This window comes from Actinacidiphila yanglinensis (assembly GCF_900107965.1).
Lineage (GTDB): Bacteria > Actinomycetota > Actinomycetes > Streptomycetales > Streptomycetaceae > Actinacidiphila > Actinacidiphila yanglinensis.
On record NZ_FNVU01000023.1, the window covers coordinates 58,963 to 72,260 of the forward strand.

General features: G+C 71.4%; 12 protein-coding genes. 5 read left to right on the forward strand and 7 right to left on the reverse strand.

Going from position 1 to position 13,298, the window contains the following annotated elements; translation table 11 throughout:
- Window positions 1-104 precede the first annotated feature (104 nt).
- Together C4U44_RS34630 and C4U44_RS34635 are read left to right on the forward strand one after the other, a co-directional pair.
- Entirely contained in the window at window positions 105-266 is a 162-nt protein-coding gene (locus tag C4U44_RS34630; protein ID WP_200823510.1) for a hypothetical protein, read from the forward strand.
- Window positions 267-688: 422 nt separating this feature from the next.
- Window positions 689-3,796, forward strand: a complete 3,108-nt coding sequence (locus C4U44_RS34635; RefSeq protein ID WP_103890047.1) for a glycosyl hydrolase — start codon at window positions 689-691, stop codon at window positions 3,794-3,796.
- Window positions 3,797-3,910: 114 nt separating this feature from the next.
- On the opposite strand, the gene C4U44_RS34640 is transcribed toward C4U44_RS34635, so the two are convergent.
- On the reverse strand, window positions 3,911-4,699 hold the full coding sequence (locus C4U44_RS34640; protein ID WP_103890048.1) for a VOC family protein: 789 nt from the start codon (window positions 4,697-4,699) through the stop codon (window positions 3,911-3,913).
- 370 nt (window positions 4,700-5,069) lie between these two features.
- Here C4U44_RS34640 and C4U44_RS34645 point away from each other — a divergent pair, with 370 nt between their 5' ends.
- Both C4U44_RS34645 and C4U44_RS34650 read left to right on the forward strand, forming a co-directional pair.
- Complete coding sequence (locus C4U44_RS34645) at window positions 5,070-5,978, forward strand: hypothetical protein (RefSeq protein WP_103890049.1); 909 nt, start codon at window positions 5,070-5,072, stop codon at window positions 5,976-5,978.
- 108 nt (window positions 5,979-6,086) lie between these two features.
- Entirely contained in the window at window positions 6,087-6,872 is a 786-nt protein-coding gene (locus C4U44_RS34650) for a class I SAM-dependent methyltransferase (protein ID WP_103890050.1), read from the forward strand.
- Window positions 6,873-7,113: 241 nt separating this feature from the next.
- On the opposite strand, the gene C4U44_RS34655 is transcribed toward C4U44_RS34650, so the two are convergent.
- Window positions 7,114-8,388, reverse strand: a complete 1,275-nt coding sequence (locus C4U44_RS34655; protein ID WP_103890051.1) for a serine hydrolase domain-containing protein — start codon at window positions 8,386-8,388, stop codon at window positions 7,114-7,116.
- Between the two features lie 224 nt (window positions 8,389-8,612).
- Between C4U44_RS34655 and C4U44_RS34660 the strand changes: the two genes are divergently transcribed.
- Window positions 8,613-9,242: a DUF402 domain-containing protein gene (locus C4U44_RS34660; protein WP_235032585.1), complete on the forward strand. Its 630-nt coding sequence runs from the start codon at window positions 8,613-8,615 to the stop codon at window positions 9,240-9,242.
- Between the two features lie 31 nt (window positions 9,243-9,273).
- Here the strand turns inward: C4U44_RS34660 and C4U44_RS34665 are convergent, their stop codons facing one another.
- The 5 genes from C4U44_RS34665 to C4U44_RS34685 are packed head-to-tail and all read right to left on the reverse strand — an operon-like array spanning window position 9,274 to window position 13,292.
- Window positions 9,274-9,594: a DMT family transporter gene (locus C4U44_RS34665; protein WP_103890053.1), complete on the reverse strand. Its 321-nt coding sequence runs from the start codon at window positions 9,592-9,594 to the stop codon at window positions 9,274-9,276.
- 26 nt (window positions 9,595-9,620) lie between these two features.
- The gene (locus C4U44_RS34670; RefSeq protein WP_235032586.1) at window positions 9,621-10,295 is read right to left on the reverse strand and encodes an HAD family hydrolase; all 675 of its coding nucleotides are present in this window, start codon (window positions 10,293-10,295) and stop codon (window positions 9,621-9,623) included.
- A gap of 41 nt (window positions 10,296-10,336) precedes the next feature.
- Entirely contained in the window at window positions 10,337-11,428 is a 1,092-nt protein-coding gene (locus C4U44_RS34675) for an ABC transporter ATP-binding protein (protein WP_103890054.1), read from the reverse strand.
- Window positions 11,425-12,351: an ABC transporter permease gene (locus C4U44_RS34680; protein ID WP_103890055.1), complete on the reverse strand. Its 927-nt coding sequence runs from the start codon at window positions 12,349-12,351 to the stop codon at window positions 11,425-11,427. The genes C4U44_RS34675 and C4U44_RS34680 overlap by 4 nt, the downstream gene beginning before the upstream one ends.
- A complete protein-coding gene (locus tag C4U44_RS34685; protein WP_103890056.1) occupies window positions 12,339-13,292 on the reverse strand; it encodes an ABC transporter permease in 954 nt (317 codons plus the stop codon). The genes C4U44_RS34680 and C4U44_RS34685 overlap by 13 nt, the downstream gene beginning before the upstream one ends.
- Window positions 13,293-13,298: the final 6 nt, after the last annotated feature.

Genomic DNA, 13,298 nt, shown 5'->3' on the forward strand with positions numbered 1-13,298 from the left:
ACCACAATCCAGAGCGAGAGCTTGAGCGCGTGAGTCCCGGCGCACCGGCCCGACCGGGAACAGCTGCTGCCCGCGCAGGCCTGGATGCTCGCCAACATGCCACGATGGGCCGTATCGCCACTCAACCCGCACAGTGGGGTGCGCCGCAGTACCAGGTGCCGAAGATGACGGCGGCCGGATTCGCCGGGACCTTCTACGTCCTCAGCAGCGACGACTCGCTCCACGACGGCACGACCACATGTGACCACCTGCTCGTGTACGGCTGAAGCCGCGTCGGCAAGGTCCCCGGCCCGGCAGGGCCGGGCGGGCCGTGACTCTCGGCGGGCCGACGGCGGGGACCAGTGTTCCCGAGCACGTTCACGCGTGGGAGGCGGACCTTCAGCGGTCTGCATCCCGACGATCGCATTGACCCGCACCTCGTGGGCGCGGTCGCGGGGGCGAGCAGCACCTTTCGGGCGCCCGCGAACCCATCGGCCCCGCACTCGTATCCGCCGGTGCGCGCCGGTCGGCGCTCGTGAAGAAGGCGAGCCAGATTGAATGGTTTCTATCCGCTCTTCCCCGCGAAGAGAGAACTCTCATGGAAGTCATAGCTGTTCACAGCCTTGACGTCACCCTCGGTGCGCCATAGCGTCGCTCGCGGAATTATATCGATTCACTCTCGGTGGGCCGCAAGAGGAGCAGGTGCGTCATGGGTGTTGAGGGACAGTCGGGGCAGTCGCAGGGGGCGGAGCCGACGGGCGCGGACCGGCTCGCGCGGCGAAGAGTGATCCAGGCCGGCGCGGCGACCGGGGCACTGGCCGCGCTGTCGTGGGGCGCGGCGACGGCGCCGGCGCAGGCCGACGCCCCGCAGACCGCGGGTGCCACGAAGCAGCCGGCGGCCGGCGCCGGTGGAGGGGCCGGCTGGCTGTCCGCGCCGGGGCGCCCGCTCCAGCCGAAGTTCCGATGGTGGTGGCCGGACGGCCTGGTGGAGACCGCCGAGTTGCGCCGGGAGATCGATCAGGTCGCGGACGCGGGCTTCGGCGGTGTCGAGATCTCCGCGGTGCACCACAGCGTCGACGACACCTCCGTCCTGGACACCGCCCACCACGGCTGGGGCAGCCCCTCGTGGATCGCGGGGATGGAGGCCGCACTCGACCAGGCCGACAGGCGCGGCCTGACGGTCGACATCACCATCGGCCCCGCCTGGCCGGCCGCCGTCCCCACCATCACCCCCGACAGCGAGGGCGCGCTCCACGAACTCGCCCACGGATTCGTGCCGGTGGCCGCGGGAGCAGCGTTCGACGGGCCGGTGCCCGCCCCGCTGGCTGCCGCCGCGGGCACCGTCACCCGGCAGACCCTCGTCGCCGTCCAGGCCGTTCGCGTGAACACGGCGTACAGCACCACCAAGTTGACGGGCCTGGACGCCGACTCGGTGACCGACCTCACCGGCCAGGTCACCGGGTCGCGGACCTGGGAGTCCACCGACACCGGCATCGACGCACATCTGACCTGGACCGCGCCCGCGGAAGGCAGTTGGCTGCTGCTCGCGTACTGGCAGCGCGGGGTCGGCCAGACGCCGGAGGCAGGCCCGCACACCGTACCCGCCGCGTACGTCGTCGATCACTTCTCCGCCGTCGGCACCCGCGCGATCACCGACTTCTGGGAGTCGGACCTGCTGACCAAGCCGGTACGGCGGCTCATCGACAGGGCCGGCGGGGCCCTGTTCGAGGACTCCATCGAGTTGGAGAGCAAGTCGCTGCTGTGGACACCGGCGGCGCCGTCGGAGTTCGCCCGCCGCCGCGGCTACGCGCTCCTGCCCTACCTGCCGACCCTCCTCACCGCCGGCGGCAACCAGGCGTACACCTTCGAGCCGAGGCTCACCCGCGCGGTCCAGCACGACTACTGGCGGACACTGTCCGACCTCTACAACGAGCACCACGCCACGGCCGTCAAGAAGTGGGCCAACTCCTTCGGCCTCAAGCTGCGCGCACAGCCGTACGGCCTGCAGACCGATGCGACCTACACCTCGTCGATCCTCGACATCCCCGAGGGCGAGTCGCTGGGCTTCCACAACCTCGACGACTACCGCAGCCTGACCGGCGGCCGGGACATGGCCGGCACCACCATCCTGTCCTGCGAGTCCGGCGCGTACACCGGCGGCGCCTACACGACGACGTGGACGAAGTTCCTGCTCACCATGGGCGGCGCCTACGCGGCGGGCGTCAACCAGACGGTGATCCACGGCTTTTCGTACGCGGACCTGCCCGGCGTCCAGTGGCCCGGCTACGCCGCCTTCACGCCGTACAAGGGCGCGGTGGGCTACGCCGAGGCGTGGGGACCGCGGCAGCCGACCTGGCGCCATATCACCGACATATCAGGCTACTTGGCCCGCATCCACCAGGTGCTCCAGACCGGCCGGCCCCGGATCGACGTCGCCGTCTTCCGGCAGACCGGCTATGCCGACACCGGCATCGGCACGTCCTGGTTCACCGCGACGGGCATCACGCTCGGCTGGAACCACAACTTCATCAGCGAGCCGCTGCTCGACCTCCCCTCGGCCAAGGTGACCGGCGGCAAGCTGGCGGCCAACAACGCGGGTTACCAGCTGATCTTCGTGGAGGGCGACCGCTTCTCCGGCATGGACGTCACCCTGTCCGTGGCGACCGCGAGGAAGTTCCTGGAGTTCACCAAGGCCGGTCTGCCGATCATCCTGCTGGGCGACTGGTCCGCCCCGACCGTTCCCGGCGTCGACCCCGGCGGGCAGAACGCCGAGTTGGCCGAGATCATGGGCGGGCTCCTCGCTCAGCCGCGCGTGCGCGTGCTCAGTGACCTGACCCAGATCCCGGCAGCGCTCGCCGAGTTGGGCATCACGCCCTACGTCTCGTACGCGACGGGCTCCACCCTGCTCAATGCCCACCGGCACGCCGGCGGCGTGGACTACTACTACTTCTGCAACGGCAAGCACGCCGAGACGGTCAAACCCCCGGTGGCGGCGATCGACCACGAGGTGACGGTGCCACGGCAGCACGCTTCCGACCTGCCCTACCTGCTGGACCTGTGGACCGGCGAGATCACCCGGATCGGGCTGTACACCGAGGAGGAGGACGGCTCGGTGACCTTCCGGGTGACCCTCCAGCCGGGCGAGACGATGGCCGTGGCGGTCGGGGCGCCCGGCCTGTTCGGCGACCGGAGCGGCGGCCGCGCCCACGCGGTGGACACGGACGCGCAGGAGGCACTGTTCGTCGACGGGCGTCTCGTGGTGCGTGCCACGGCCGACGGCCGGTACAGCACCACGCTGTCCAAGGGCGGTACCGCGCACACCACGCTGAGCGGCATACCGCAGCCCATGGCGCTGACCGACTGGGAACTGGACGTCGAGGACTGGCAGCCGGGCTCGACCGCGACCACGACCACGGTGGTCGGCCACCACCTGACCCTGGAAGCGCTCGCCACGTGGCCGAACCTGCCGGGGATCGCGGACGCCTCCGGCATCGGCACCTACCGCACCAGCGTCCACCTCGACGCTCCCTGGAGCGGCGGCTACGGCGCCTACCTGAACCTCGGCACCGTCTACGACACCTGCCGGGTGACGGTCAACGGCCACCGCCTGCCGCCCGTCGACCACATCAACCGCGTCGTGGACCTCGGGGCCCACCTCACGCGGGGCACCAACACCATCGAGGTGGAGGTGGCCACCACGCTGGGCAACCGCCTGCGGGTGTCCGACCCCGCGGTCTACGGCCCGCTCACCCCGCAGCCCTACGGCCTGGTCGGCCCGGTCCAGCTGATCCCGTACGGCCAGGCCACTGCCGGCTGACGTGGAAGGCCACCCGCACGGCCGTCCGCACGGCCGTCCGCACGGCCGTCGGCACCAGGAACGACCTTGCGCCGAACGGGACCCGGCGCAAGGTCGTCCACGGCGTCAGGCCGACTACTGCGGAGCCTTCGCGGTGATCACCGCGAAGGCTCCGCCCTGCGGGTCTGCGAGGACAGCCATCCGGCCCGCCGCCATATCGAAGGCGGGGGCGATGACGCTGCCACCGGCGCGGACGGCCGCGGCCTGAACCTCGTCGACGCTGTCCGCGCTGAAGTACGGCTGCCAGTGCGGGGGGACGCCGGACGGGAGGGTGGACAAGTCCATGATCCCGCCGACCGCGCGGCCGTCGACCTTGAATTCGATGTACTCCTCCGCGCCGGGCATCTCGGAGCGGGCCGTGGTGACCGGCAGGACGGAGCTGTAGAACGCAGGGGCTGCCTGGAGGTCGGCGGTGACCAGCTCGTTCCAGATGAGCGCACCATGTTCGTTGACGATGCCCGCGCCGTCGAAGGTACCGGCCTGCCAGAGGCCGACGGCAGCCCCTGTCGGATCGGAGATCACGGCCATGCGACCGAGATCCATGACGTCCATCGGGCCCATCAAGACCGTGCCGCCGGCTTCGGTGACGGACTTGAGGGTGCTGTCGATGGTGTCCGTGGACAGGTAAGTGGTCCACACCGTCGGTGGCAGCGGGTCGGGAACCGTCCCGTCCGGGTTCATCGCCTTCATGATCCCGGCAACGGGCTTGCCCTTGAGTGTGCAGACGGCGTACCCGCCCTGTTCGGCGGGCCCGATCTCGCCCTGCCAGCCCAACAGGTCGCAGTAGAAGTCGATGGCCGCCTGCTGGTCAGGGACCATCAGGTCGATCCAACACGGAGTGCCGGGCTTGTAGGGGCCGTTCATTTCGGGCACTGATGCCTCCAGGATGCCGCTCGGGACGGGACAGGCCGTCCCCTACCCTGCCCGCACCCGGCCAATCAGCCCAAATGGGTGATAGGTGTGCATACGCATCGCAGAACGCTCCACGGGCGCAGCAGACCGCGGACCGACACTCGCACCAGCCCCCGCCCACGCCGACCAGAGTTCTCTCAACTGCCTTGATGTGTGCGCGTGTTGTGCGTGAAATGGGTGGGCGATGTGAGGTACGGTCGCTTGGCCCCGGGGGGACATCCGCAGCGTCTGCGGGTGCCGGGGGTCGTATTCGATGTCGGCATTCCTCCGCGTGGCAGAGATCGCGCGGGGGATGCCGTCTTTTTGGAGGGGGTAGCTCCACATGTCTCTACGCGCGTATCTCCGCGTTCCCGCCCGCACGGGCGTCGTCCTCATCGCGGCCGCGGCGTCCGTGGCCGGCGGCATCGCCGGTGCGGGTGCCGCCCAGGCCGAGCCGCTGGCGGCGACCTTCGCCGTGGCCGGCGACGCGGGCGACACACTGACCGGCGGCAACTCCTATGCCTACGACGCCGGCACGGGCGCGACCTTCACCGAGCGCGTCACCTCCACCGCGGCCAGCGACAACAGCCTGTACGTCGCGGTCAAGGGCACGAACGGCGAGCAATGGGTCCTGTACCTCCAGGCGCCGTCCGGACAGCCCCTGGCCCCGGGCGAGTACGACGGCGCGACGAAGTACCAGGTGGGCAGCACCCCGAGCCAGCCCGCCCTCTATCTCAGCAGCTCGACCAAGAGCTGCACCAGCGTGGCGGGCTCGTTCACCATCTCCGACATCGCCTTCGGACCCAACGACGGCGTGCAGCAGCTCGACGCGACGTTCGAGCAGCACTGCAACGGCGCAACGGCGGCCTCGCGCGGCGAGGTCCACCTCACCAACCCGGCCCCGCTCACCGCGGACGCGGCCATCGCCACGAAGGGGACCTTCAGCAAGCTGGACGGCAACTCCACCGTCCAGGCCACGCTCACCTGCAACGTCGCGGCCCGACTGTCCGTCTCCGGCACGGTCACCCAGGTCGCCCACCGCACCATCATCCGCGGGTCCGTGCCGGCGACCATGGTCGACTGCACGCCCGACGCGCCGGCGCTGTGGTCCGGGACGGCGGTCCCCACCGGGACGACGCCGTTCCAGCGCGGCGACGTGGAGGTCACCGTCACGGCCACGGCCACCGACCCCACGTACGGGGCGATCGTGACCGCCACCGAGACCGCTGCGGTCACCCTCAGAAAGGGCTGACCCGCCCGCGCGGCACAGGACGGTGGGCCGCCCCTTGCCACGGGGGCGGCCCACCGTTGCCGTCGTCGTCCAGCACCTCATGGGAATCAGGCACGGTAGCCTCGGGCCATGCCCGAGACCTCGGTGGCGCACTTCTACGACGAACTGGCCGAGGACTACCACCTGATCTACGCGGACTGGGACGCGAGCATCCGTCGGCAGGCAGCCGCCCTGCACGCCCTGATCGGCCAGGATCGCGCGGCGGTGCTCGACTGTTCCTGCGGCATCGGCACGCAGGCCATCGGCCTGGCGTTGCGTGGGCACCGCGTCACCGGGACCGACCTCAGCTTCCGCGCCACTGCCCGCGCTGCCCGTGAGGCCGCCCGCCGGGGCCTGAGTCTGCGCACGGCCGCCGCCGACATGCGCCGCCTCCCGTTTCCTGACGGCCGGTTCGACACGGTGGTCTGCGCCGACAACTCACTGCCCCACCTGCTGACCGAGCAGGATGTGCGCGCCGCCCTGGCCGAGATGCGCCGCATGCTGCGTCCCGCCGGCCTGCTCCTGGTCAGCACACGTCCCTACGACGAATTGCTGCGCGACCGTCCTGCTTCGACGCCTCCGCAGGTCCACCCGACCGCCAACGGCGACGACGGGGAACGTACGGTCACCTTTCAACTCTGGCACTGGCACGATGACGGCGAGCACTACGACCTGGAGCACTTCCAACTCCTCCCGGCGGGAGGAAACTGGCGCGTCCGGGTCCGCCGGTGCACCTACTGGGCACTCGGCCGGGAACGGCTGGCCGGCCTGGCGGGCGAGGCCGGGTTCGACGACCTCGTGTGGCGGATGCCGCAGGAGACGGGCTTCTTCCAGCCGCTCCTCGTGGCCCGCGCCGGTGCGTCCGAAGAAGGGTGAAGCAAGGCGTCGGAACGCGTCGGGAAGCGCACGCCGGTGACGGTGAACGCGCTCCCGCCGGAGGCAAGGATGTGGGTCGCAGCCGGCACGCCCCTGCCACGCCCGGGTCCTCCGCCGCCCCGAGTCGACCCGCGGAGGCGCGGGACCGCCCCGCCGAACGGACGGCGGGGCGGACGGTGACGTGTCGCGGGCGCCGCTGCGTCACCTGCGGGAGCACGTGGCTCGACGTGCGGAGCGTGCGTTACTGGCGGATCGCCTCCGGCGCGAGTCCGGTGGTCTCCTCCTGAGCGACGTGCGCGGAGTCCGACGCGGCCTGCCCCGCCGCCGCGGCACTCGCCGAGCTGCCGCAGAACACCGGGTCCAAGGCGGCCCGTTCGGCGGCGAAGACCGACGAGTTGTTGGATGCGTTCGCCGAGATCGTCACCTGCCGCGAGCCGTCGGCCGTGGTGTAGGAGTAGGTCTGGTAGCCCTGCACGATGCCGTCGTGGCCGTACACCTGGGTGCCGCAGGAGAGGGTGTACTCGCGCATCCCGAGGCCGTACGACGAGGTCCCGGCGGCGTTCTCCGGATGCATCGTCTCCATCTGCGCGAGCTGCGCCGCGGGCAGCAGCGTCCCGCCGGTCAGTGCCCGCCAGTACCTGTTGAGGTCCGCGGTGTCGGAGATGGCGGCGCCGGCGGTCCCGATCCACGACGCGGTCTGCTCGGTCGCGTCGAAGAGCGGCTTGGAGCGGTCGTCCTGCGTGAGGTAGCCGATCGCGTGCGGGCCGCCGAGGCCCGTTGCGGGAACGACGTACCGCGTGTCGGTCATACCGGCCGGCCGCAGCACCCGCTGGTCGAGGTTCTCGGCGAAGGACGTGCCGGTGACGTGTTCGATCAGCAGGCCGAGCACCACGAAGTTCGTGTTGGAGTACTGGTACTGCGTGCCCGGGGTGAACTGGGGTCCGTGGCTGAGCGCGTCCGCGACCTGGTCGGCCGGGTCGAAGGTGGAGTTGCGGAACTGCTGGAAACCGGTGACGGTGTCGCCCACGAGGATGCCCGGCAGGTCGTTGGTGTAGTCGTACAACCCGCTGGTGTGGTCGAGCAGTTCACGCACGGTGATCGGCGAGTCGGCCGGCAGCACCCCACCGGGCAGGTACCCGGCGGCGGGCGCGTCGAGGTCGACCCGGTGCGCCGCGACGAGTTGCAGGGCGATCACGGCGCCGAAGTTCTTGGTGATACTGCCGATGCGGAACTCCCCCGCCGGATCGACCGGCGTCCCGGCGGTGAGGTCGCCGGACCCGGCACTCGCCGTGCCGCCGGCTCCGCCGCGGTCGCTCACGAGCGCGAACGCGCCCGGCGCGCCGGCGGTGACGACGTTCTGCAGCGCCCCCTGCAGACCCGGGTAGTCGGGCGCGGGCAGGGCGGCCGCCGGCGCGGCGCCCGCCGAACCCGACACGAGCATGGTCGAGGCGAGGGCCACCGCGGCGGCAGCGACGACGAGCGAGCGGCGCTGGGCACCGGTGGAACGAGAAGGCACGACGGGACTCCGCTGGTGTGGTCGGTACGGGCGTGTCGGCTGTGGCGAGCGAGGATGATCGCCACTGTGCCAGACGACACACCGGTACCGGTGGTTCCGACGAGCCGCTTGAACTACCCGTGGAACGAGCCGGAGTTCGGTGGACTCGTCGAAGATCTCGGTGCAACCCGTGCAGCCCCTGAGACGTGGGGAAAGTCATGAGCCGTTTCGGTGTCGATCAACGTGTGGTTCGTCGCGATGTCCACCGCGGCAAGGTCTGGAGCGCGCAGGCACTACGCGTCCTTCAGGATGACCAGGACGGCCTGGTCACCGCATGCTGGCCTGGAGCGCCGTCACTGGCAGCCACGTCGTGGGTGCAGTCCATGGTGAGCGGCAATAATGCATGGCGCGGTCAGGGCGTCGAGGCGCTTGCGGCCGGCAACTGGACACTCGATACCTGGACGTGGCAACGGACCGGGCTGCTGATGTGGCACCAATCGGACCTGTGGTTCAGCATCAACTCGTTCTACGACGCCGGGACCGGCCAGCAGCAGTGCTGGTACGTCAACTTCCAACTCCCCTACCGCCGTACCGCACTCGGCTTCGACACCTTCGACCTGTTCCTCGACCTCGTCGTCACACCCGATCTCACGCAGTGGAAGTGGAAGGACGAGGACGAGTACGCCCAGGCCCGTCGCGTTGGCGTGGTCACCGACGCCATCCACCACCGCGTCGAGCATGCACGGGAGCAGGCACTGAGCATGATCCGCAGCTACCACGGCCCCTTCCGTCCGGACCGCCGGCGACCCGTATGGTCTCCTGACCCCTCATGGTCCCTCCCCGACCTGCCCCGCGGGGTCCTCCACACCCCGTAGAGCGGGATGCACGAGGAAGCGGCGGTGGGCCTCAGTGGGCCCGGTGGATGTTCAGGGCCACCACGCCGACGATGATCAAGGCGATGCCCGTCCACTGGAGCCACCCCAGCGGCTCGCCGAAGGCCGCCGCCCCGATGCCGGCGACGGCCGCGGTACCGACTCCTGACCAGACGGCGTAGGCCACGGACACCGGGATCTGCGTCAGCGCCCGGCCCAGCAGCACGAACGAGACCACGTACCCGATCACCACCGCGATGGTGGGCAGCAGCCGCGTGTACCCGTCGGTGAGTTTGAGGCAGCTGGTGGCGCAGACCTCGGAGGCGATGGCGAAGCCGAGAAGCACGTAGGGCACGGTGACTCCGTAGAAGGTGATCGGGCTCAGACCCCGGCGGCGAGCGTGGTGAGCAGCGCCAGATCGACCTCGTCCAGGCTGCCGACCACCAGCACCCCCGGCTCCGGGGCGATCGGCACGGTGGACGGCACCGCGACCACGGAGCAGCCGGCCGCCCGCGCGGAGGACAGACCGAGCGGGCTGTCCTCCACCGCGACGCAGTCCTCGGGCGCGGACCCGAGGCGGGCCGCCGCGGCGAGGTACGGGGCCGGGTCGGGCTTGGTGCGGGCGGTGTCCTCGGCCGCCACGGTCAGCGCGAACCAGTGCGCCCCCAGCGTCCGGAGCACGAGGTCCACGACCCGCCGCGGTGACGCCGTGACCAGGGCGGCGGGCACCGCGGCCTCCCTGAGCTCGGTCAGCAGCCGCAGGGCGCCCGGCCGCGGCCGCACCTCGCCCGCCACCCTTGACGTGAAGGCGGCGTCGAGCTCACGGGCGATCTCCGCCTCGGGCACCGCGGGGCCGACGGTGCGGTGCAGATACCCGGCGGTGTGCGCGACCGGACGGCCGAGCACGTCCGGCAGGTCGGCGTCGGTCAACCCGTACCCGAGCCGGTCCGCGATCTCGGTGACGGCCCGCCACCACAGATGCTCGGTGTCGACGAGGGTGCCGTCCATGTCGAACAGGACGGCGGCGGGACGGACCGGGGTGACACGGGAGTGCACGAATGCCCTTCCTGGACAGGGGGGTTGGGTGGGACGGCTGGTCAGACGACCCGGTGGTCCACCAGAACGGGGCGTTCGGGCAGGGTGAGCGTGACCGCGGAGCCGGGTGGCAGGACGGCGGCGGTCTCGGTCGGGAGATCGGCCTTGACCTCCGTGCCGTCCGGCAGGCGCACCGTGACCCGCGTGATCGCGCCGAGGAAGGAGGCAGCCACCACGGTGGCGCCGCCCCGCGGATCGAGGGCGACCCGGACGGCCTCGGGCCGGACCAGGGCGTCCAACTCACCGTACGAGGGCAGCTCGCCCTGCACCGGGAGCCGGGCGCCCATCACCTCGACCTGCGCGCCGTTCCCGGTCCTGACCGCCGGGATGCGGCTCATGGTGCCCACGAACTCGGCGACGAACGACGTGGCCGGGCGGGCGTACAACTCGGCGGGAGCCGCGACCTGTTCCAGCCGGCCGGCGCGCAGCACGGCCACCCGGTCCGCCATCGACAGCGCCTCCTCCTGGTCGTGCGTCACGAACAGCGTGGTGATCCCCAACTCCTGCTGGAGCCGCCGGATCTCCTCGCGCAGCGTCAGCCGGACCTTGGCGTCGAGTGCGGACAGCGGTTCGTCCAGCAGCAGCACGCGGGGTTCGAGCGCCAGCGCGCGGGCCAGCGCGACCCGCTGCTGCTGGCCGCCGGACATCTGGTGGGGGTACCGGTCAGCGAGTCCTGCCAGGCCCACCAGATCCAGCAACTCACCGGCCCGGCGGTGCCGTTCGGACTTGCCGGCGCCCCTCATGCGCATCCCGAAGGCGACGTTCCCCGCGGCGGTCAGGTGCGGGAAGAGGCTGTAGGACTGGAACACCATGCCCGCGCCGCGCCGGTGGGCGGGCACGCGGGTGATGTCCTCGCCGTCGACCAGCACGTCGCCCGCGTCCTGGTGCTCGAAGCCCGCCAGCATGCGCAGCGCGGTGGTCTTGCCGCAGCCGGACGGGCCGAGCAGTGCCAGCAGTTCGCCCGGACGGGCGGTGAGGTCCAGGCCGTCCAGCGCGACCGTGGCGCCGAACCTCCGGTACAGCCGGTGGAACTCCACGGTCGCGCCGCCTGCCCCGCGGGCGGACGCGGACGCTTCTGCGGTGGTTGCGGTCATGACTTCTCCTGGAGGGTGGGCGCCGGGGCGGCGGGGCTCGTGCGGGTGCCGCGCGGGGGACGGGCCGAGCGCCCGCGGCCGGCGGCGGCGAGCAACAGCAGCAGGACCCAGGTGAGAACCAGGCTGAGCACCGACACCGAGACCGACATCTGCGCGTTGCTGCCGCCGATGGAGACGATCCACACCGCGAACGGCTGGTATCCGAGGATCGATGCGACGGTGTACTCGCCGAGTACCAGGGCCAGCGTGAGGAACCCGGTGTTCAGCAGGGCGCCGCGCAGGTTGGGCAGCACGACCTGGAGGACGGCCCGCGGCCAGCTCGCCCCGCAGTTGCGGGCGGCCTCCACCAGGGTGGTGAGGTCGAGGGCGCGCAGCCCCGCGTCCAGCGTGCGGTACGCGAGCGGCAGGGCCATCAGCACGTAGGCGAGCAGCAGGACCACCGGGAAGCCGGGGTTCTGGACCGTGTTGAAGGTCTGGAAGAGCGGGGTGTCGGCGAAGTCGTCGGGCCCCCACTGCAGCACCGAGCTGATGCCCGCGGTCAGCGCCACCGCGGGCACCACCAGCGGCAGCGAGCAGAGCACCTCCACCAGGACCCGCAGCCGGGGAGCGGTCAGCCGCACGGCGATCAGTGCGGGCACGAGCAGCAGCATCGTCACCGCGATGGTGGCGGCGGCGAGTTCGAGGGTCAGCCGCAGGCTGCTCCAGAATCCCGCGGCACCGAGGATGCCGCTGTAGGAGCCGAGGGTGAAGCCCTGGCCGGGCACATCGACGGTGAAGAGCAGCGAGGACAGCAGCGGGCCGAGGAAGTACAGCGCGGCGATCAGCCCGACGACGCCGCGCCACAGCCGCGGACGGTGCCGGCGCCCGGCGGCTTCCCGGGCCGGCTGCGCGGCGGTGCCTGCGGGCGGGGTCAGTGCAGCCATCGTGCGCTCCTGCGCTGGAGGGGGATGTACAGGGCCATCACCACACCGGCGATCACGATCATGTCGAGACTCAACGCCAGGGCCACGTTGCCCTGGCCGGCCAGGACGTTGCCGGACAGCGCGTTGGCGATCTGGAGGGTGATCAGCGGTACGGAGCTGCCGACGATCGCGGCCGCGGTGGCGTACGCGGCGAAGGCACTGCCGAAGAGCAGGACGAACCCGCCCATCAGCGAGGGGGCGAGGATGGGCAGCGCGACGTGCAGCCAGTACTGGCGGGTGGTCGCACCGTTGTTCTGCGCCGCCTCGCGCAACTGGCTGCTCAGCCCGTCCAGTGCCGGGGTGATGGTGAGCACCATCAGCGGCACCAGGAAGTACAGGTAGACCACGGCGAGACCGGTGAAGGAGTACAGGCTCCATCCGTGCTTGCCGAGGTCCAGGCCGCGGGTCAGCTCGCCGGAGTTGCCGAGGGTGGCGACGAACGCGAACGCCAGCGGCACACCGCCGAAGTTGGCCAGCACGCCGGAGGCGGCGAGCACGCCCTCGCGCAGCGCGCGGAAGCGCGAGGTCACGACGGCGTGGGCGAGCGGCAGTCCGAGCAGCACACCGATCGCCGCGGTGAGCGCGGACAGCTTGACGCTGCCCCACAGTGCGGTGAGGTAGGCGCCGTGCACCGACTGGCTCAGGTTCGCCGTGGTCCAGTGCCGGCCGCCGGGCGCGCCCGGCGAGGTCTTGAAGGCGTTGGTGAGGATCGCGAAGGCGGGCAGCCCGAAGACGACGAGGACGAAGACGATCAGGGGCAGGACGGCGAGCCATCCGGCGGCGCGGGGCCGGCGCAGGGACCCGGCCCTGCGCGGTGCGGGAGCGGCAGCCGGCCGGCCGCCGGCCCCCTGCGAGGAGGGGCCGGCGGCGGGCGAGGGCGCCGCGGCGTGAGCCGTGGTCATCGCGGC

Bases quoted from the DNA above. Each gene is read 5' to 3' on its own strand.
- C4U44_RS34630 (WP_200823510.1), top strand. From the start codon at position 105: ATGGGCCGTATCGCCACTCAACCCGCACAGTGGGGTGCGCCGCAGTAC.
- C4U44_RS34635 (WP_103890047.1), top strand. From the start codon at position 689: ATGGGTGTTGAGGGACAGTCGGGGCAGTCGCAGGGGGCGGAGCCGACG.
- C4U44_RS34640 (WP_103890048.1), bottom strand. From the start codon at position 4,699: ATGAACGGCCCCTACAAGCCCGGCACTCCGTGTTGGATCGACCTGATG.
- C4U44_RS34645 (WP_103890049.1), top strand. From the start codon at position 5,070: ATGTCTCTACGCGCGTATCTCCGCGTTCCCGCCCGCACGGGCGTCGTC.
- C4U44_RS34650 (WP_103890050.1), top strand. From the start codon at position 6,087: ATGCCCGAGACCTCGGTGGCGCACTTCTACGACGAACTGGCCGAGGAC.
- C4U44_RS34675 (WP_103890054.1), bottom strand. From the start codon at position 11,428: ATGACCGCAACCACCGCAGAAGCGTCCGCGTCCGCCCGCGGGGCAGGC.
- C4U44_RS34680 (WP_103890055.1), bottom strand. From the start codon at position 12,351: ATGGCTGCACTGACCCCGCCCGCAGGCACCGCCGCGCAGCCGGCCCGG.
- C4U44_RS34685 (WP_103890056.1), bottom strand. From the start codon at position 13,292: ATGACCACGGCTCACGCCGCGGCGCCCTCGCCCGCCGCCGGCCCCTCC.